Origin of the sequence: Leptothermofonsia sp. ETS-13 (assembly GCF_049200465.1) — a bacterium.
Lineage (GTDB): Bacteria > Cyanobacteriota > Cyanobacteriia > Leptolyngbyales > Leptolyngbyaceae > Leptothermofonsia.
Genome location: NZ_CP120836.1, coordinates 4,624,272 through 4,643,285 on the forward strand (window position 1 = coordinate 4,624,272; position 19,014 = coordinate 4,643,285).

Here is a 19,014-nt window from a genome sequence, read left to right on the forward strand (position 1 = left end):
GCCAAACTCTTTAAGGGGCCAGGGCCTAAAGAGTGGTTTATGCATTTGAAACGAGCTGTCAGTGGAAACTGGGGGAGGATCACTGATTGCAGAGTTCCCCAATGTTCCGCCAATAGAACGCAGGAGGGAAGGAATGGAAGGAGGAGATGGGTAGGAGGGTGAATGGATAAAGGGGTGGGTGGGTGATGGAGTCAAGAAACCTCACCCTATCACCCCATCACTCCAATACCTCATCACATTTTTAATCCCTTCTAACAACTAACAACTCCTTCCCTATCCACTCCTTTCCCTCCGACTTACCTCTTGCCGATATATCCCCATTTGTCCCCCACCTGAACTCTGGCCATGCCTTCGGAGAATGGTCCGGCATTGTCAAAAATCGCTGGGATGGTGAGGTAGCCAGATTGGTTGATGTAGCCCCATTTCCCATTTACCTTTACGGCGGCCAGTCCTTCTGAGAATTTATTGGCAAAATCGAATTGGCGATTGAACATCGGCTGACCCAATTGATTGATATAGTTCCATTTCTCCCCGATTTGTACGGCAGCAAGTCCCTGGGAAAAGTCGGAGGCAAAGCTGAACTGGAGTGGAATGGCGATCGCCCCTTTGCGATTCACATAACCCCATTGGTCACCCATCCGCACCCGTGCCAGGGAACCAGAAAACGAAAATGCACCATCAAACTGGGAAGGAATTTCAACCCGTTTACTTTTGCCCAGATAGCCCCACTTCTTGTTCTGTCGGATGACGGCCATTCCCTCTGTAAATTCCCAGGAGTCATCAAATTGGGGAGGGATGACCAGTTTCCCGGTGCGATCGACATAGCCATATTTGTCATTCAGTTTCACTGCGGCCAGCCCTTCAGAAAATGCCGTTGCCAGTGCAAACTGTGGTTGAATTACCACCTTACCTGACTTATCCACATAGCCATATTGACGCCCCTTGCGCACAGCTGCTAAACCGTTTGAAAACCGTGAAACCTCATCGTAGGGGCTGGCAAACAATTGTCCTTTCTGGTCAATGAACCCATGAATCCCACTAAACCGGATGACCGCCAGCCCTTCAGAAAACGATGACATGCCACTGATTTCTAAATCCGGCTTTACCACAACCTTGCCATCCCGATTAATGAAACCATAAGTACCTTCAAACCCGACCAGCGCTAACCCCTCAGAAAAGTCTGAAGCACTGTCAAATTGGGGAGGAATCCCATTGGTTTGAGTTTGAGCAATATCGCTGGATGGCACAGGAGAGGTTTGCGCAGGAGGAACGGCTCCTGTCAGTCTAACCTGTCTTCCCTGCCCTATCTGGATGCCAGCAATGAGCGCAAGTGAACTGAAACCTATCAGGAGCAGCAGGCTCCTGGTTTTTTGATGGAATGGCATGGTAATTGAAGTGGTGAGGAGTGCTGTTTTCTATTGTCTCTGGGGTTTTCGATGCAATTGGCAAAGGAAGCCTTATATGTAACAGAGAGTAATTTTGTCAGGAAGTTTTGTCATCCCCTGATAGGTGAAAGATTCGTCTTGAAGGGTGTTGTGTGTGATACTGGCTTTCCTGCGATGAAACCAGAAATTTATGCGGTTAGGGAAGGTTACCGCAGTGTGCTGGCAAAAGCACCAATCGGGGATCCTGAATTGGAATACCGTAAGGAGGTAGAGCGACGGGCACAGGAGAGGAATGGTCAACTATCAAACCTGGTCTTGATGGGGTGGGAAGAAAAACGGAAGCAGCTAAACCTGTCTCCCGAAGAAGCAGACATCATCCGGGTTGAGGTGCTAAAACCTTATCAGGAATTTGAGGAGAAACTGAATCGCTATCAACAAGCACTGATGGAAGCCTTTCGGCATGAACCGAAACTGACTAAGCAAATTCAAAATGATTTGAAGTATTTCCAACATGTATAGCTCTACGCAGGTGCGTTAGGACATTGGAATTAGAGAGGGAGTGGGGGCTTCGCCCCCAGCCAAGGGTTCCACCCCTGCACCCCGTCCTAACCACAATGACTACCGCTATACTGGGACTCAGAGACGAAGATACTGAACCAATTCAGAAGTGTTTGAGCCAACCAACTCGATGATTGCAAGTTCCACAGGCTTTTACTCAGACATTCAATCGCTTGGCTCAAACCTCAAATCACTGGATTCAAACTTTCAATCAAAAAGTTTCTGGCGATCTGAATAATAACCAGTGAAGAACGACTCCTGACTCAAGGGGCACCCTATCGTAGAAAGATCCAGCGATTGCTTCTACCCGCTGGGGCGATCGCAGTTCTTTTAGGAGTTGGGATTTCCTTTTCTTCCCTGCAACCGGGTGCTAACAATTTTCTCAGACGGGGTTGGATAAGGTTAACAGAGCAGATTTTCAGGGGCGATCTCCGATTTTGAAAAAGCAGCCGAACTTTTCAAACAGCAGGCAAACACTGTGAAAGCCCAAAGGGCGTTAAGAAGACTCCAATGTTACTGAAAAGGGACCTCAAAGGGATGGGCGAGCCCACACTTCCTCCAGGTGATGTGAGGAGCGATCGTACTTAAATCGGTATACACCCTGAGTTGTCGCGTGAGCACAATCTAAACAGAAGGTAAAAATTATCATTTTCTTTGGCAACAAAAATGTATTCTAACTTCTGTCAGTCAGTTTGCCCTGGCGATCCTTCTGATTTGCTGGTGAAAGAGTAGTGCAATTTACGCTTTCATTTCAAACAAATCCCTGGAATATTGGTTCTACAGCTGTCACCAGGTTGCTTAGGACATTGGTTTTAAGGAGGCCTTCGCCTCCAGCCAGGGTGGAACTCCTGCACTCCGTCCTAAGCCCGGTGTTTATGGCTATATTTTGGGGTGGTAGTCCAAGGGAAATTAGCTTTACGATTGCTGAGAAGCTGTTTTCCCTGTCTTTTCGAGTTTTGTTGCTGAGAAAGTCTCATATCTGAGATTGATTTCCAACTTTACTCGGTGTCAGCAATGTTAACTGTTTACTCGGTGTCAGCAATGTTAACTGGTGAAGGAGTTTGATACCGTGACACATTTAAGAACAATTTTCAGGAATGGTGTGATGACGGTAGCAGCGCTCATGCTTGCCTATCCTGCGATCGCCCAACCTGTTCCCGCTAAGGCTAGAAATGCCTGTATTCAAAGAACGGCAGAAGAAATGGTTGTGGCAACCCGGGATATTACGGTTATAGGCGCGGGTCCCATCGATCCTGAAAACGGAGTGAGAAATTTATTCATGCGGAATACCCGGACAGGGCAAACCGCAACCTGTCGAGTTAACACCATCGATGGCTTTGTTTTGTCAGTGACGTTGGGTGGGGGGAATGTTCCACCTCCAGTTGTTTCTCCACCCAGTCAAGGCAATTTTCAGGGGCGCGGCAATGCCAGTGGTGGCGTTTTTGGACGGGGACGGCGAGCTGATGCATCGCTCAGCTTCAATCGGAATCGCTTTAACCTGAGGGTATTTGTCCCACCGGGAACTAGGACGCAGGTTCAATATCTGGGTACAATCAGGCGGATTCGCAACACAAACCCCAGCAACCCCAACACCTTTGTTATCGAAGGTCGGATAGATAGTTTTGCTTCTTCTGCCAATAACCTGCGGGTGATCAATACCCGCGGGAACTGCCGGATTGATGTGTTTGATGCGCGAATTACCTCTACATCTTGCAGTGCCAATGCTCCGGGTAGTGCTACTCAATTTCGAGGCATGTCACAATTCTAAGAAGCATGGATAAGGCAATGTACTGGCAACTGTCAAACCAACCAGTCCTGAAAATGCCAGCCTGTGGACTAAACACCTGACCCAGTGGACAAACTGGAACCACGTTCGGACGCTGGCAGTCTTAGCAACGGCAGCATCGTTTGCGACAATTCGCTATTGGCTCCCGTGAAATCCACTTGAATAATTTATTCGACTGAATAGCGATTCATTCCTGTGAGTAAGGGCGAACCTTAAACCCAGTGTCCTGAGTAGCCTGGTGACAGCCATATTATTCACCTTGTTTTATGGGTAACTCCACCATAAACGTGGTTCCTCCCCCTGGTGCTGAGCAACAGAAGATTTGCCCATGATGATGCTCGGTCACAATCTGATGGGAAATTGATAGCCCTAAACCAGTGCCGACTCCCATCGGCTTCGTCGTGAAGAAGGGTTCAAACAACCGTTCCTGAATCTCTAGTGGAATGCCGGGACCATTGTCCGTAATACTAACCGCGATGCGATCGCTACCCAATTTTTCTGTTTTAATCAGAATTTTCTTGACGATTGTCTCATCGTCTCCATGACTGGAATCCTTTACTGATTGTTCTAGTAATGCATCAATGGCATTACTTAATAGATTCATGAACACCTGATTCAGCTGATTGATATGGCATTCAATCAGTGGGATATTACCAAATTCCCTAATGATTTCAATCTCTTGTTTATACCGATGCTGCAAAAGCAGTAGAGTGTTGTTAATTCCTTCGTGCAGGTCAGCCAGTTTCATTTCTGGCTCATCGACACGGTAAAAGTTTCGCAACGTCAAAACAAGTTCTAGAATGCGATCGGCACCCAACTTCATCGAATCCACAATCCGTGGCAAATCTTCTAACACAAAGTCGAGTTCTACCTCTTGCAACACTGCTTGAACCGCTTCTGTTTTTATTGGGTAGCTAGATTGATAGGTGTGTAAAACCTTCAGTAAATCTTTCACATGCTCTTCAACATAAGGCAAATTGCTGTAAATAAAACTAATCGGGTTATTAATTTCGTGAGAGATCCCAGATATCATTTGTCCCAGCAATGCCATTTTCTCCATCTGCATTAAATAGCATTGCATCCGGTGCGACTCATTCAATAGTGCATTAATTCGTTGATGATACCGTGCTAATTCCTGGGACTGTAAATCAACTTTCTGCTGTAACTTGGCGTTAGACTGTTCCAGTTGTTTTACCCAATCAATGGTTTCACTCAAAGTTTCAACTTGAGAATCAGCCAAACCATGAACTAACTTTAAGAAGTATGAATTAGACATTGGTCGTAGTAGAGCCAAATACAAACTTGTTCAGAGTTAGGAAAAGTTGATTGATCCAGTCAAGCACCCAGTTTTTTAGGTTGTCAGAATATAACCAGGATAATCCACTCAGGAGAATTCCCTTAACCCGTATGATTCAGCATGCCCAACCCCCCCTGGAATTTATCCCACCGAAACTGGATATAAAAGTTCTACGAACTTTACAAATTCTATTGCCACTGATTATTCGGTACCGAACGGCTATCAGACATATCGAAGCGAAGAATGTTGAAGTTTTAGTGAACCTTTACCATCAGTTTCAGATGGATAAGATTCGTTTTTTAATTGCCTTTCGCCACCCTAGTGCCGATGACCCCCTTTGCCTGGGGCATTTACTCTACCGATTGGTGCCCAGGGTAGCCAGAGAACAGGGAGTAAGACTGAAACCTCCAATTCATGCCCATTGCCTCTACGATCGCGGTATTCCTCTTTGGGCAGGAAAATTCATGGGTTGGCTTTATGCCAGGTTGGGTGGTACTCCCATCCATCGTGGCAAAATTGATCTTCAGGGTTTGCGTTCTGCCCGCGACCTGTTTGCGAATGGCCCCTTTCCCATGGCAGCGGCTCCAGAAGGGGCCATCAACGGGCATTCAGAAATTGTCAGTCCCTTAGAGCCCGGCATTAGCCAGCTCGGTTTCTGGTGTGTAGAAGATTTACAGAAAGCGGGACGGTCCGAAGAAGTCATGATTGTGCCTCTCGGCATCTGTTACCGCTACATCACACCCCCCTGGGCTGCTATTGATGACTTATTGACTGAACTGGAAGCCGATGCCGGGTTAGCTGCTATGAAACCTACCGAGGGGGAAGCCATCGATTCCTTCCGTTACAAACGGCTGTATCGATTGGGAGAACATCTTCTGAACATAATGGAAGACTATTACACCCGCTTTTATCATCAGGAATTACCTGCCTCAACGACCGCTAAATTGAAATCCCGCAAAACCAGCGAGCCTTACGTGCCCATTTCGAATGAAGAGTTTGCCAATCGGTTGAGTGTATTGCTGGATGCGGCACTTAAAGTTGCAGAACAATTTTTCTATGTGCAACCGAAAGGGAGCGTAATTGACCGCTGCCGTCGTCTGGAGCAGGCCGCCTGGGACTACATTTATCGGGAGGATCTAAAAAATATTGAAACCCTTTCGGTTCTGGAGAGGGGGCTGGCAGATCGGGTAGCGGAAGAGGCCGACCTGCGAGCCTGGCATATGCGAATTGTGGAGAGCTTTGTTGCGGTGACGGGTAAGTATGTGCTGGAAAAACCGACAGCAGAACGCTTTGCCGAAACCACACTACTGATGTGGGACATGTTTGCCCGCATCAAAGGCAAAAGTCCCTTTAACCGACCCAAGTTGGGAGCGCAGCAGGCACTATTAACAGTGGGACAGCCCATCTCCGTCTCAAAACGCTGGGATGCCTACAAAGAGAGCCGAAAGGGGGCGAAGCAGGCGATCGCCGACCTCACCCAGGAGCTACAAACCGCCCTGGAAACCATGGCAACCAGTGAGTGAACCCCAGTGGCGTTATCGTGAAGCAATCCGGTGCTCGGCTGCCTCAATCAGTTGTTTGAACGTCTCTTCCGACGCCTTCACCTCCACCGTCACAGCTTTGGTATCCACATCAATGTCCACCTGGGCATCCGGTTCAGCCGTAAGAATCGTTTCCCGGATGGTCTGAGCTGCCTCCGGGCTATTCAAAGTGGGAACGTTCAGTTTCAGTGCCATATTTCCTCCATCGATTTGCACACCCTTTCATGTTGGGGGGCTTGCCCGAATTCTTCCTTACGCTCTAGATAGATTTTTGTGTCCCATCCACCCATCCACCCCATTACTCCTCCAACTGCACTAAGTGGGACTGTAGAAAGTGGGGCAGGATCTGCAACCGTTAAAATTTAGGTGGAGATTCCCCTTTTGTGCTGACTATGACCCTGGATTCACCCGTTGACTTTTTGGATGCGTTTGACGTTGTGGTTGTGGGAGCCGGTCACTCCGGTTGCGAAGCGGCTCTGGCAACAGCGCGGCTGGGTTGTCGCACGATCCTGTTAACGCTCAACCTGGACAAGATCGCCTGGCAACCCTGTAACCCGGCAGTCGGCGGTCCGGCCAAGTCGCAACTGGTACACGAGGTCGATGCCCTGGGTGGCGAAATTGGCAAAATGGCAGACCGCACCTATCTCCAAAAACGCATCCTTAATGCCTCCAGAGGTCCGGCAGTATGGGCATTACGGGCGCAAACTGACAAGCGCGAGTATGCTGCTGTCATGAAAACCATTGTCGAGAACCAGGAAAACCTGACCGTTCGGGAGGGCATGGTGACCGATCTGGTTCTGGGCAAAAACGACGAGGTGATAGGAGTCCAAACCTATTTCGGCGTTGCCTTTCAATGTAAAGCGGTCATTCTCACGACTGGAACATTCCTGGGAGGGCGCATTTGGGTGGGCAACAAGTCCATGGCGGCGGGTCGGGCTGGGGAATTTGCAGCAGAAGGATTAACTGAAACATTGAATCGCTTCGGTTTTGAAACGGGACGGTTGAAAACGGGAACCCCTGCCCGCGTCGATCGCCGCTCTATCAACTTTTCCATCCTGGAACCCCAACCCAGCGATCCCGAAATCCGCTGGTTTAGCTTTGACCCGGATGTTTGGGTGGAGCGGGAATCCATGGACTGCCACATCACCCGTACTACCCCAGAAACTCACCGCATCATCCGCGAGAATCTGCATCTGTCTCCGGTTTATGGGGGGTGGGTCGATGCCAAAGGTCCACGCTATTGCCCCAGCATTGAAGACAAAATTGTCCGCTTTGCCGATAAGGAAAGCCACCAGATTTTTCTGGAACCGGAAGGGCGAGACATTCCGGAAATTTATGTCCAGGGCTTTTCAACGGGATTGCCAGAGCCGGTTCAATTGCAAATGTTGCGATCGCTCCCTGGTCTGGAAAACTGCATCATGCTGCGTCCGGCCTATGCCGTGGAATACGACTACCTCCCAGCCACCCAGTGCTACCCCACCCTGATGACGAAAAAAATTGAGGGACTGTTCTGCGCTGGGCAAATCAATGGCACAACGGGTTACGAAGAAGCGGCTGCCCAGGGGTTGGTAGCCGGGGTGAATGCAGCCCGATTCGTCCGGGGGCAAGAAATGATCACCTTCCCGCGGGAGCAAAGTTATATCGGGACGCTGATTGACGATCTGTGTACCAAAGATCTGCGGGAACCATATCGGATGCTAACCTCCCGTTCAGAGTACCGCTTGCTGTTGCGATCGGATAACGCCGATCAACGCCTGACTCCGCTGGGGCGGGAAATCGGGCTGATTGGCGATCGCCGCTGGAATTTGTTTGTTCACAAACAGGCTCAGATTGCGGCTGAAAAAGAGCGTCTGCACGAAACCCGCGTCAAAGAACATGATGAACTGGGTCAGAAAATTGCCGCCTACACTCAACAGGCCATCAAAGGCTCTATTACCCTGGCCGACCTGTTGCGCAAACCCGGCTTCCACTATGCAGACTTAGAGCGGTTTGGGTTGGGGAATCTGGAACTCGATCGCGCCGAGAAGGAAGGAGCCGAAATCGATATCAAATATTCCGGCTACATTCAACGTCAACAGAGCCAGATTGACCAGATTGCCCGCCAAGAACACCGCAAGCTTCCACCCGATCTGGACTATCACTCGATTGAAACCCTTTCCAAAGAAGCCCGCGAAAAGCTGGCAAAAGTTCGTCCGCTTACCGTTGGGCAGGCTTCCCGGATTGGTGGCGTCAACCCGGCAGATATCAATGCATTATTGATTTATTTAGAAGTCCAGGCTCGTCGAAACTCCAAGTTGGTGGTATGACATCCGTTGTCGTCAGACTGAATCCAATTTTGCGGCTACCTGATGAACAGTTTCTTGAAGTTTGTCGAGCAAATCCAGAGATCAAATTTGAACAAAATTCAAAGGGGAATTGATTACTGTAGCTCCAACTGGAGGAAATACGGGAATCTACAATGCCAAACTCACCACTCGCTTTGTTGTGTGGAATGAGCAAGCAAACCTGGGTGAAGTTTTTGATTCCTCCATCTGTTTCGAGCTACCCAATGGAGCCAGGCAATCGCCCGGTGTTGTATAGGGTCAAACTCGACTGGTTGCCAGGCTCGAAAAGCCCGGAAAGTAGAAATCTATCGCCCTGGCAAAGAAGTCGAAATTTTGCCAGATCCAGTTAGTCTTTCCGATGAAGACGTGTTATCTGGATTCGTATTGAATCTGCAAGCCATCGGGTGAACTTGAGGGATGGTTAAATTTTCCCTAATTCCCTATCTCCTACTCCCTACTCATCACCCAAAACTATCCGATGCGTAATAGCCACCGGAATCACCCAGGAAAATGATGCTCCCATCGTTACTGTCTCCTAACTCACGGCTTCCGGCGATACCTCGATTCAGAACATGAATTAAGCGTTGAGGTGTAAACGATTCCAGTTCCACAAAATTTCCAGCTTCTAACCAGGCGACTTCATCCGGTGACAACAATTGACGCACCTCCGGGGGCATCTGTTTTGCAGCATTGGCAGCCCTCACTGAATTTTGCACAAATAATCCTGGCGTTGAGAGAACCTGACGAGGGGATAGGCCCACGTCAATAACGGCGATATTTCGGTCAGGAAACCAATCGGGGTTAGATCGCAATTGATGCATCAACCCAATTCCCTGGGCTGTACAGTCATGTAGTGCATAGACTTTCAAATCTGGATTGCGCCGCAGCATCTCCATGGCTGTGTTGAAAATAGTGGGGGGATAGCCAGTAATGCTGAGAATGGCGCAGTTATTTTCAAAATGAAAATTGTTAGCAATCAGGAGTTGGGCAATTTCTGGGCGATCGCAAACTACTAACCGATCAAAACTGTAAGCCGTTATTTCAGAATTTACTGGGGCTGGAGGACTGTCCTGCTGGGGAGGAGATAGCATTTTTTCAATTGAGCCATTAATCTGCTGCCAGCGGATCACCCAGTAGTAAAAGCGGTCTTGTGTGGTTAAGAATGTTTGGGCAAGCCAGGATTGTTTTGACAATTGCAGTCTTCCCAAAACAATCGCCAGGATGCCCAACAGGGCCGCAGTTACCCCGGCCGCAGTTACCCCTAGAGGCAGAGAGTTAATAAAACTAATAAAACTAGCAAAACTGCCTGCTACTAATGTGATACCACCAATGACCTGCAACCCTCTGGCCGCCTGTCTGCGGCTACGGTGGTTTCCCCTACTCGATTGGCTGTTGGAATAGAGATATACAATAAAAGGCAGATCGTTCAGAATTAAGCCCAGAATTAATGCAAATGGAAGTACAAGGTTTGAGTGGCCTATTTTATCAAATACCACAACTATAAGAGCCAAATTACAAACAATAAATAAAAAGAAAAGAACTGGTAATGATATACTATTACTACGCCTATTTTGAGGCGATTGTCGATGAAATAGAAAAACTGTTTTGGGGTGAAAAGAGGGTACCGTTTGCAGAAAGATCGGCGATCGCCCTGGCAAACATCGGATCAGTAATATTGTCATTTCCCTCGGTAGGTTCAAACACAAAAGGGTGCTGACAGTTTTTGCATCGACCATAGTTATCTTTCCGATCTTTGAGTTTGTTATCTTCTCCACACTGGATGCATTTCATACTGTCCCCTTTAACTGTGTGTATTTCTTGACAGAAAATTCGTTTGAATAATTTGTACAGGCAAACCGCCATTTGCCCCTTGTGTGACGCAATGACGGGGCAATCGGATTTGGTATTATGTCTCAGATACAGCTCTACACGGCTGCATTAGAACATTGGAACTAGAGAGGGAGTGGGGGCTTCGCCCCCAGCCAGGGGTGGAACCCCTGCACCCGGTCCTAACCATAATGACTACCGCTATATATAATCACTTTCTAAAGTACCTGATTACTCAGTAAAACACTGTAGTCTTCTCGTTTGCGAATCAGACGATGACTATTGTTTTCGAGCAACACTTCAGCCGGTCGGAGGCGGTGTAAAAAATGGGAAGTCATTGCGTACCCATAGGCACCCACATCCAGAATGGCAAGGATATCTCCCATCTGCAACGCAGGTAGCTGGCAGTTTTTGCCCAAATAATCGCGAGAGAGTAGGTCGTATTGCCAGAGACATCGGTGGGAAACAGGGAATCGGGGTTAGAGGCTTCTGCCTCTTGCCACGTCACAATCTCACGATAACCGCCATGCACTGAGGGAACCGAAAGATTGGCAACGGTGGTATCGGTGCCAACAATTTGCTTTTCGTTCTGCCATTTCACCGAAACCACTTGAGTCAGCAGCACGGCACACCCTGCGATCGCCGCCCGCCCCGGCTCAATCACCAATCGGATGGGACGCTTTAGCCGATTCAGATAATTGCTCAATTCAGCTCCAAATTCTTCCCAATTGAAAGCGACTCCACCTCGATGGTAGGGATAACCAAAGCCGCCCCCAAAGTCCAGGTATTCCCAATCAGGTAGGGTTTGGGCGATCGCCAATACCCGCTCAATCACTTGAGTAAATGCTTTCGTCGCATTGGTTCCCGTCCCCCGATAGAAATGCAGTCCGGTGAGTTTAAGTCCGGCTTGATGGGCAATCGCGATCGCTTCAGAAAATTCCTCTGGGCGCACCCCAATGCGGCTGTCACCTGTAAGAGTGGGGTCATTGAGGCGAAGACCAAGGGAAGGCGTGGGGTGGAGGGGTGGAGGGGTGGACGAGTGGATGAGTTTTGAGTTCTGAGTTTTCACCTGCCTATTTCCTACTATCCATTCCCCATTCCGGCCCCTGCCTTCTGCCTCCCGGCTTCTGACTTTTGACTCCTGTCTTTCTTCTTCCTTCTTCCCTCTCATCTCCTCATACGCCTCACAAAAAAGCTGTAACTGAGATAAGCTATCCAGATTGAAGGTGGTAATGTTCCAATGGAGGAGTTGTTCCATGTCAGAGCGACTCAGGTTGCTGCCGCTGTAAACAATCTGGTTGGGATGAAAGCCTGCATGAAGTCCCAGGTAAGCATCGCCGGGGGTGTTGGCGTGCAGCCCCCAACCGGCTTCCCGAAAAATACGAAGAAGGGCAAGATTGCCATTGGTGACTGTGGCGAACTGGAATTGGGTATGGGGGTAGGGGATGGCGCGGGTGATTTGGTGAATGGTTTGACGCAGGCGATCGCTCTGATATACATAGAGCGGTGAGCCATAGGTGGAAAGCAGTTCCTGGGCAAGCGATAGAGGAAAGGGTGGCAGCCATAAAGACAGGGAACTGCTCCGGGTCTGCTGTGAAGGAGGGGTTACCATGACTCAATGCTCCTGTGGAATCGAAGGTATAGTCGTCCAAGCCAGGGAGGAAGGGAGAAGAGAGGATGCCAGGACAGGCGGGGAACAGGTTCCCTTAAAACAGCCCTGCGCCAAACCTGCCACATCAGCAGCAACCAGAGACTTTCACCAATGCGACGACCCTGAATGGTACCCAATTCACCTAGAACAATCCGAGTTGCCAGAGTGGGTTGCCAGATACCTTCCTGCTGTAAGTGCTGCGGGTTGAGCCAGCGCCCCACTTCATGCCATAACCCATCAAAACACCAGAAGGTTAAGGGGACTCCCATTCCCCGTTTGGGTCGCCAGACAGTTTCCGGTGGCAGCCAGGGTTCAACGGCTCGCTTCAGAATGTACTTTTCGCAGGAGCCTCGCAGGTAAAACTCACTAGGTACTTGAAATGCCCATTGCGCCAGGGAAAGATCGCAAAAGGGCGATCGCACCTCCAACCTGTGAGCCAATCCCAACCGGGTAGCACGGGGATGAATATTCTGGGCCCCTTTGAGCATCAAATTAGCGCGACGCAGGCGGTGTAGCAGAGAACGGCTGAAGGCGGGATCGAGCGCGTCTTTGAGCCATTCCTGGGGATACCATTGTTGGATCTGAGCATAGACCTCTGGCTGAAAGATCTGGCTCTCGTAACCCCAGAGGCGATGGAAGGTGCGCAAATATTGTTGCGTAAAATCCTGTTCAGATGGGTGTTCCGTCTGGTAAATGCTGGCGGCAATCAGGGGTTTATTGGTCCAACCTGCAAACAACTGGTCGCCTCCTTCCCCATTGAAAATGACTTTCACCTCCTGACTGGCAACCTGTCCCAGGAGGAAGAGAGGGGAACGGTCACTCCATCCCCAAAGGGCAGGTCTAACGCCTGAGCAGTGGGAATCAGTGCTTGCCGAATTTGGCGGGGAGTTACCTCTACCCGCACCAGGGGAATTTTGAGAAAGTCGGCGATCGCCTGTGCGTAAGAATGCTCTGAAATTCCTGCACTGCCAAAATCCAGTGTGTAAGCACGAACCTTCACTCCAAATTGCACCAGCAAAGCCGCCACAATGGAAGAGTCTAGCCCACCGGAAAGAAAGACACCGACGGGATCCCGGATTCAGGTCAGCAATCTGGCGTTGGATGGCGTCTTTCAGCAGGGTTTGCAGTTGATTAATGGCCGTTGGTTCATCCTGAAGCGGCAGTGGCGATTCTTGCCACTCCAGCGATCGCTGCCAGTGTGGCGCGGCGATCGCTCCGTTACGGAATGTCCAGGTCTGCTCACCTCCTGTCGGAATCGCAAAAATCCCAGCAATAGGAGTCAGCGGCGTCGGCACATAGGAGAAGCAACTGTAACCGTAAAGTGCAGGGATGCTGATTTCAATTGCATTCGCGATCGGCAGTAACAGGCTGAAATGACTTGCAAACCAGACTACCTGCTGAACTTGCACCCAGTAGAGCGGCACACGTCCAAAGGAGTCTCGTCCCATGGTCAAAGTCTGTTCGTCCACCTTAATCCAAGAATCAAAATAGGGTCCATTTCCCGCTGTTTGCCCCCAATAAGCTATTCCCCACAAGGCGCTATCAGGATTTTGGGGTGCAGAGCATTTCCGGTGAAGAGATTGGGTTTCTTCTGCTGCAATCACCGCATGACTCAATCGTTTTTTCCAACGAAGACCGTTGCCCCCTGCCCCAGTAACCGATGACTCGGTTAAGCCGTTGTGAACAACCTTCACGATCTAAACAGATCCACACTCAACAATTGGCTCCAATTCCTTCGTCTCAAATCGCTACTTCACCTCAAAACTGGCATCGCTGAGTGGGCGATCGCCCAGAAACATTCGCACCTTCCAGGTTCCGGCAGGGGGCATTGGCGGCGATCGTGTTTCTGCATTGCGTATTCCAGACGGGTGTTGTAATTTCTTTCGTCTGGTAGCGATTTTGTTTCAACACTTGGTCTCCCAGCCCAATCCAGTCACAGGAAAGATCGAGTTTCTTGCCAACCGGGGCATCCTTCAGCGTTACCCGGTAAACCACTTCTGCCGGGCGAGAAACCGTCGTCAGATTGCTCCCATCATCCTGTGTCAGGGTAATCCGATCTTGCTGCACTGCAACACGGGCAAGGGTCTGCTGATTTTGCTGCGACCAAAAAGCAATGCCACCAATAGCAACAGCTAGACAGGCTGCAATGCCTACTATGAGCCTGCGAGTTTGGCGCTGTTGGACGGCTAAAGCGTCTCGCCGCTGCACCTGAATCATCGCTTCGTCGATTAACTCCGGTGGCAAATTCAGCTCTTGCAGAATTTGCACCATTTGCTCCCGATCCACTTCATTCTGGCGCTGTTGGGAAAGCCGCTCAACTTCGCCCACAATTTTGCCTAATTGTTCTTGAGTCAGCCGATTGTTCATAGGTTCTCCATCTGCTGATTGCCTCACGCTGACAACGATACCAATTGTGCAACCACCTGCGATTTGCTGAGTTCTCGAACCAGACGTTGGGCCTGGTGTTTATAGAGAGGGAAGGGTAGGACGGCAGGAAGCTGGTTCATCACTTCCCGCGCCTGATTAATACTGCAACCAGTGATGCGAGCGATCGCCATTGACCCATCAAAGATTGAGTCCTTGGATGAAGCTTTGTTAATTGTTACCTGCCAGCGTCGGGGGTACATTTCACCCCGTTCAATCCGTTGTAACCCATCACTGGTGGCTAAAACGACCAGACGATCGTCCATTTCCAGCCGGATATCATCCGACGGCATGAATCGCACCGTCCCCTTCGCTAAGCTGTGATACAAGACGGGAACCACCCCGTAACCATAGGCGACTTCCGCTAGCAAACGTCTATTCAGCATGTCTTCTGATTTGATCATGTATTCGATGACAAGAACAGTTTGTTCATTCAGCCGCAGCAAACTTAAAACATTCTCCCCAAACACCGTCGCAACAAAGGCATCGGCTGCCAGGTCATAAGCACAGAGCACTTTTGCATAGGGCAACAGGCCATCAATACTGGCACTGAAACGAGGATCAAAAGTACGGATTACCAACGCACAGTCAGGGTTCGCGGCGTGGGCCATTAGGCCAAGTTCCAGATTTGCCATCTCGTCATCGGTTGCAATTACAACACTTCTTGCAGTGGCCAGATTGACCTTGCTCAAGGAATTAGCTAAATCTCCCACTACCAGAGGCATTGAGGGCAAAATCGTAGATTCCAAGGGAACGTTGCTTACCCCAACCAGGGGTTGCCGCATTTGCTGCAAAAAGGTTGCCACTCGTCGCCCCAACCGCCCCAGTCCAATTAATATCACGTGACCTTGCAGGGGGACAGGAGGGCGCTTCTTGGGGAGCTGAAATTTGGCAACCAGCAGAGTTTCTGTCAGGAGTGCATACAAAACCGCAATGGAAGCAGTCCCCGCCAACATATAGGTCAGGTTCATAATCCGCATCCAAACGGGGAAACTATCTTGTGGATCAAGGGCACCAAACACGGTGTCATAGGAACCTAACAGCATCACACCCGCTGTGTAAAATGCTGATAGCAGGCTAATTTGGGAATTCGTCAACTTGAAAGTGAGGGTACCTAGCAACCACAGGACCAGCATCGTCACACCAACCACAGTGGCAACCCGTTTTGTAGGTTGCTGGGCAGTTACCTGCCACCAGTTCACCAACTTCTGCCCCAGGTGATAGCTAGAAAAGTGGCGTAATTTGTGCCAGAATGGCTTCGCTTCTGAACGCGCTTTTACTGGAGTTCCTGCCGAGGGAACTGATATCAGATCTGTAAATCGATCAACAACTTCAATGTAGGCAACCTGGTCGCCAGCCTGGACACGAGCATCCGGCTCCCATTGATAAAATCCCACAGGTAAAGGGCTTCCAGCGGAAATGTGGCTGAGTAGACGGCGGGTTTGGGTGTTGAGTTCATGCAAGAAGCGGCGATCGCACCAGCGATGGGTGGTGTCAATCGATACCTTGACAACCAGCAACATGTAAGCGTCCAGGTGAATCAAGCCACGAATTTCACTGCCTAAGGCGGCGATTGCAAATGCGGGTGCAGGCAACTGGCTAGCATCCAATGCTACAAAATTTCCCAATCCTTGCTCCAGCAATTGATTTAAATTCTGTTTGGTCGAGCGCACAACCACCCTGACCTCTGGGTTTAGCAGCTTCACCGCAAAGGCTGCTTCAATATTCACCCGTTCATCGTTGGTTACGATCAAAACGGCCCGGCAATCCTTGACCCCCGCCCTTTCCAGAACATCTGGCTGACGGCAGTCACCCATCAGCAGGCTATCCACTAAACCGGGTAGATTAGTAATTTCCCAGCTTTCAGGGCAGGCAGTGGTAATTGCATGCACCGACACCCCAAATTCCTTGAGTGCTGCTACACAGAATTGCCCCAAACTACCCAGGCCACAAACCAGAAAATGGGACTGTTCAGTCTTGTAATTATCTGCATTGAATATCGTCTCAGGTCCAATTGTAGCCGATTGAGGTTTTGTTTCCGGTGTCTGCATAAAAAGCCTTAGAGCGTTTAAGCAGCAAATTCCTCAACTCCATTATGCCTGCGAAATCTAAAACCGCCAGAGGACAGTCTCTAATTCTCCCTCGTCTAAGTAGGTGGGACTAATTAAATATAAGACCTGTGTAGATTTGGTTGAGGCACGAAACCTAACACCCGTATGGGTTATGCTATCGCTAATCCAGCCTACATTTGATTCCACCTACCTATGTAATTCTCTCTTGATTGATGTGGCCTTGATTGATGTGGCGCTGCTTGAAGTTACACTGATGGACGTTCTTGGCGTCTTAATCGAAAACTACGAAGCAAAGCACGTTCCTTAACTGGAAGAGGTTGCATCCTATAGCGTTCCCAAATGTAGCGATCCTATCTGGATTGTGATACCCATTTGATTTGAAAACAGTGCAGATCTGACCCCTCCTGAAATCCCCTTGGCAAGGGGATTTCAGGAGGCGGTGGGGTGATGGGCAAGGTTCATCATTTAAATCGTATGAAAAGGGATTCCGCAGGAATCCCTTTTCACAAAGCCTTTTCATTTCACGAATCATTTAGGACTGCTATTGTTTGTGAACAAGGGAGGCGGAGACTGCGCCCCCATGAGGGGTAGAACCCCTGCACCCCGTTCAAATTTCAAGAAGGATCGCTATAATCAACTGCTTCTGGGGGGAGGAATTGAAATATCAATTGCGGTCACTTCTGCATTCGGTGATAGGGTGCTCAGTGGTGGGTTAATGTCCCGCTCATTGCCAACCACCAAAGTAACGATCTTTTCTGGTTGTAAATAAGTCTTAGCAACCCGCTGTACATCTGCAATGGTGGTGGCTTCCACACCACGACGGTAACGAAACAGAAAATCACTAGGGTAGCCAAAGTATTCGTAACGCAACAGCCGGGAGAGAGTCTGGCTGGGGTCTTCAAAGTTAAAAATGAAAGAGTTAAGGACAGAATCCTTCGCGTAACTCAATTCGGTATTGGAAATTGGCTGAGTACGGATTCGTTCAATTTCTGCCAGGATGCTTTTAACGAAAGAAACCGTCGCATCTGAGCGGGTCTGCCCTCCGGCTGTGAAAGTTCCTGGATAGTCATAACGGGGATTCCAGATGCCATAGACAGAATAGGCTAAACCTTGGCGCGATCGCACCTCGTTAAACAACCGTCCACCAAACCCATTCAGCACTTCATTCATCACCGACAGGGCAGGATAGTCTGGGCTATTCACCAACCCACCCAGATGCCCGACCAGAATGCTACTCTGGCTCAGTTGTGGTTGATTAACTAGAAAAATGCCCCCTGTTTTCGCCTGGGTCACTGATGGTAAAGAAGAATTTGTTTTTGTCCCAGGTTTCCAGTCGCCAAACTTTTCTTCAATCAGCTTCCGCATCGTTTTGCTGTTGAAATCTCCTGTAATCCCCAGTAGAACATTTCCAGGAGAATAATACTGCTGATAAAAACCAACGATGTCATCCCGGGAGATGTTGTCGAGGGTGGCATATTCAACCGTGCGGGCATAGGGGCTATTATCGCCGTAGATCAGCTTACGAAACTCGCGACTGGCAATTCCGTTAGGGTCATCATTTCGTCGGGCAATTCCTCCCCGTGCCTGCGTTTTTGCCAGATCGATTTTGTCTTGCGGAAACGCTGGTTGACGCACAATCTCTGCAAATAAATCAAATACTTCCTCTAAGTTTTCGCTCAGAGCACTGAAACTGGCACTACCCGAAACCTCTCCAACTCCAGTCTCAATCGAAGCGGCCCGTTGCTCCAGAAATTCATTCACTTCATCTGGAGAACGAAATTGGGTGCCCCCCGTTCGCATGACACTGCCCATAATGCTAGCCAGACCAACCTTCTCTGCTGGTTCTAAGCGCGACCCTGTGCGAATTAAAGCCGTTCCCCCCACCAGTGGCAATTCGTGATCTTCCATTAGGTATACCACCATTCCATTCCCAAGCTGGAACCGGGTGTATTCTGGCAGTTTCACTTCCGGTAGTGGTGGAAACGTTAAATCGGTGTAGTGCTTTGGGATGTTGTCGGCGAATGCCGGACGAATTGCCAGAAGAAACAGAATCAACGGTATCACGATGAAACAGAAGACCAGTACCAAAATTTTCGCTTTCTGGGTTTGATTTCTGGGCTCTTGCATCGGCATTCTCTCGCAATCAACT

At 49.4% G+C, this 19,014-nt stretch carries 16 protein-coding genes; 6 read left to right on the plus strand and 10 right to left on the minus strand.

Going from position 1 to position 19,014, the window contains the following annotated elements; all coding sequences use genetic code 11:
- Positions 1 to 296: 296 nt before the first annotated feature.
- The gene (locus P4D80_RS21060; RefSeq protein ID WP_421655984.1) at positions 297 to 1,385 is read right to left on the minus strand and encodes a WG repeat-containing protein; all 1,089 of its coding nucleotides are present in this window, start codon (positions 1,383 to 1,385) and stop codon (positions 297 to 299) included.
- Between the two features lie 174 nt (positions 1,386 to 1,559).
- Between P4D80_RS21060 and P4D80_RS21065 the strand changes: the two genes are divergently transcribed.
- Together P4D80_RS21065 and P4D80_RS21070 are read left to right on the plus strand one after the other, a co-directional pair.
- On the plus strand, positions 1,560 to 1,904 hold the full coding sequence (locus P4D80_RS21065; RefSeq protein WP_421655985.1) for a hypothetical protein: 345 nt from the start codon (positions 1,560 to 1,562) through the stop codon (positions 1,902 to 1,904).
- A gap of 1,144 nt (positions 1,905 to 3,048) precedes the next feature.
- Positions 3,049 to 3,711 carry a hypothetical protein gene (locus P4D80_RS21070; RefSeq protein WP_421655986.1) on the plus strand — a complete coding sequence of 221 codons (663 nt, stop codon included), beginning with the start codon at positions 3,049 to 3,051 and terminating at the stop codon, positions 3,709 to 3,711.
- 268 nt (positions 3,712 to 3,979) lie between these two features.
- On the opposite strand, the gene P4D80_RS21075 is transcribed toward P4D80_RS21070, so the two are convergent.
- Positions 3,980 to 5,005 carry a sensor histidine kinase gene (locus tag P4D80_RS21075; RefSeq protein ID WP_421655987.1) on the minus strand — a complete coding sequence of 342 codons (1,026 nt, stop codon included), beginning with the start codon at positions 5,003 to 5,005 and terminating at the stop codon, positions 3,980 to 3,982.
- A 131-nt stretch (positions 5,006 to 5,136) separates the two neighbouring features.
- On the opposite strand from P4D80_RS21075, the gene P4D80_RS21080 reads away from it, so the two are divergent.
- The gene (locus P4D80_RS21080; protein WP_421655988.1) at positions 5,137 to 6,549 is read left to right on the plus strand and encodes a 1-acyl-sn-glycerol-3-phosphate acyltransferase; all 1,413 of its coding nucleotides are present in this window, start codon (positions 5,137 to 5,139) and stop codon (positions 6,547 to 6,549) included.
- A 12-nt stretch (positions 6,550 to 6,561) separates the two neighbouring features.
- Here the strand turns inward: P4D80_RS21080 and P4D80_RS21085 are convergent, their stop codons facing one another.
- Positions 6,562 to 6,762, minus strand: coding sequence for a heavy metal transport/detoxification protein (locus tag P4D80_RS21085; protein WP_421655989.1), 201 nt, complete (start codon positions 6,760 to 6,762; stop codon positions 6,562 to 6,564).
- Positions 6,763 to 6,959: 197 nt separating this feature from the next.
- Between P4D80_RS21085 and mnmG the strand changes: the two genes are divergently transcribed.
- On the plus strand, positions 6,960 to 8,873 hold the full coding sequence (mnmG, locus tag P4D80_RS21090) for a tRNA uridine-5-carboxymethylaminomethyl(34) synthesis enzyme MnmG (RefSeq protein WP_421655990.1): 1,914 nt from the start codon (positions 6,960 to 6,962) through the stop codon (positions 8,871 to 8,873).
- Positions 8,874 to 8,982: 109 nt separating this feature from the next.
- Positions 8,983 to 9,147 (plus strand): Uma2 family endonuclease, encoded by a 165-nt coding sequence (locus tag P4D80_RS21095; RefSeq protein ID WP_421655991.1) that lies wholly within the window; start codon positions 8,983 to 8,985, stop codon positions 9,145 to 9,147.
- 205 nt (positions 9,148 to 9,352) lie between these two features.
- Here the strand turns inward: P4D80_RS21095 and P4D80_RS21100 are convergent, their stop codons facing one another.
- From P4D80_RS21100 to P4D80_RS21125, 6 genes are all read right to left on the minus strand, one after another.
- Positions 9,353 to 10,387 carry a hypothetical protein gene (locus P4D80_RS21100; RefSeq protein WP_421655992.1) on the minus strand — a complete coding sequence of 345 codons (1,035 nt, stop codon included), beginning with the start codon at positions 10,385 to 10,387 and terminating at the stop codon, positions 9,353 to 9,355.
- Positions 10,388 to 10,457: 70 nt separating this feature from the next.
- Positions 10,458 to 10,682: a hypothetical protein gene (locus tag P4D80_RS21105; protein WP_421655993.1), complete on the minus strand. Its 225-nt coding sequence runs from the start codon at positions 10,680 to 10,682 to the stop codon at positions 10,458 to 10,460.
- Between the two features lie 370 nt (positions 10,683 to 11,052).
- On the minus strand, positions 11,053 to 12,330 hold the full coding sequence (locus P4D80_RS21110; RefSeq protein WP_421655994.1) for a decarboxylase: 1,278 nt from the start codon (positions 12,328 to 12,330) through the stop codon (positions 11,053 to 11,055).
- Positions 12,324 to 14,063: an asparagine synthase-related protein gene (locus P4D80_RS21115; RefSeq protein ID WP_421655995.1), complete on the minus strand. Its 1,740-nt coding sequence runs from the start codon at positions 14,061 to 14,063 to the stop codon at positions 12,324 to 12,326. Before P4D80_RS21115 ends, P4D80_RS21110 begins: the two co-directional genes overlap by 7 nt.
- A gap of 64 nt (positions 14,064 to 14,127) precedes the next feature.
- On the minus strand, positions 14,128 to 14,736 hold the full coding sequence (locus P4D80_RS21120; protein ID WP_421655996.1) for a DUF3859 domain-containing protein: 609 nt from the start codon (positions 14,734 to 14,736) through the stop codon (positions 14,128 to 14,130).
- 23 nt (positions 14,737 to 14,759) lie between these two features.
- A complete protein-coding gene (locus tag P4D80_RS21125) occupies positions 14,760 to 16,844 on the minus strand; it encodes a potassium channel family protein (protein WP_421655997.1) in 2,085 nt (694 codons plus the stop codon).
- Between the two features lie 172 nt (positions 16,845 to 17,016).
- Here P4D80_RS21125 and P4D80_RS21130 point away from each other — a divergent pair, with 172 nt between their 5' ends.
- A complete protein-coding gene (locus tag P4D80_RS21130; RefSeq protein ID WP_421655998.1) occupies positions 17,017 to 17,172 on the plus strand; it encodes a hypothetical protein in 156 nt (51 codons plus the stop codon).
- A gap of 326 nt (positions 17,173 to 17,498) precedes the next feature.
- Here P4D80_RS21130 and P4D80_RS21135 read toward each other — a convergent pair whose 3' ends face one another.
- Entirely contained in the window at positions 17,499 to 18,992 is a 1,494-nt protein-coding gene (locus P4D80_RS21135) for a M16 family metallopeptidase (protein ID WP_421655999.1), read from the minus strand.
- Between the last annotated feature and the right edge of the window lie 22 nt (positions 18,993 to 19,014).

What these genes read in the sequence shown, in the direction of transcription:
- P4D80_RS21060 (WP_421655984.1), bottom strand. Translation starts at nt 1,385, where the DNA reads ATGCCATTCCATCAAAAAACCAGGAGCCTGCTGCTCCTGATAGGTTTC.
- P4D80_RS21065 (WP_421655985.1), top strand. Translation starts at nt 1,560, where the DNA reads ATGAAACCAGAAATTTATGCGGTTAGGGAAGGTTACCGCAGTGTGCTG.
- P4D80_RS21070 (WP_421655986.1), top strand. Translation starts at nt 3,049, where the DNA reads ATGACGGTAGCAGCGCTCATGCTTGCCTATCCTGCGATCGCCCAACCT.
- P4D80_RS21075 (WP_421655987.1), bottom strand. Translation starts at nt 5,005, where the DNA reads ATGTCTAATTCATACTTCTTAAAGTTAGTTCATGGTTTGGCTGATTCT.
- P4D80_RS21080 (WP_421655988.1), top strand. Translation starts at nt 5,137, where the DNA reads ATGATTCAGCATGCCCAACCCCCCCTGGAATTTATCCCACCGAAACTG.
- P4D80_RS21085 (WP_421655989.1), bottom strand. Translation starts at nt 6,762, where the DNA reads ATGGCACTGAAACTGAACGTTCCCACTTTGAATAGCCCGGAGGCAGCT.
- mnmG (WP_421655990.1), top strand. Translation starts at nt 6,960, where the DNA reads ATGACCCTGGATTCACCCGTTGACTTTTTGGATGCGTTTGACGTTGTG.
- P4D80_RS21105 (WP_421655993.1), bottom strand. Translation starts at nt 10,682, where the DNA reads ATGAAATGCATCCAGTGTGGAGAAGATAACAAACTCAAAGATCGGAAA.
- P4D80_RS21110 (WP_421655994.1), bottom strand. Translation starts at nt 12,330, where the DNA reads ATGGTAACCCCTCCTTCACAGCAGACCCGGAGCAGTTCCCTGTCTTTA.
- P4D80_RS21120 (WP_421655996.1), bottom strand. Translation starts at nt 14,736, where the DNA reads ATGAACAATCGGCTGACTCAAGAACAATTAGGCAAAATTGTGGGCGAA.
- P4D80_RS21125 (WP_421655997.1), bottom strand. Translation starts at nt 16,844, where the DNA reads ATGCAGACACCGGAAACAAAACCTCAATCGGCTACAATTGGACCTGAG.
- P4D80_RS21130 (WP_421655998.1), top strand. Translation starts at nt 17,017, where the DNA reads ATGCTATCGCTAATCCAGCCTACATTTGATTCCACCTACCTATGTAAT.
- P4D80_RS21135 (WP_421655999.1), bottom strand. Translation starts at nt 18,992, where the DNA reads ATGCAAGAGCCCAGAAATCAAACCCAGAAAGCGAAAATTTTGGTACTG.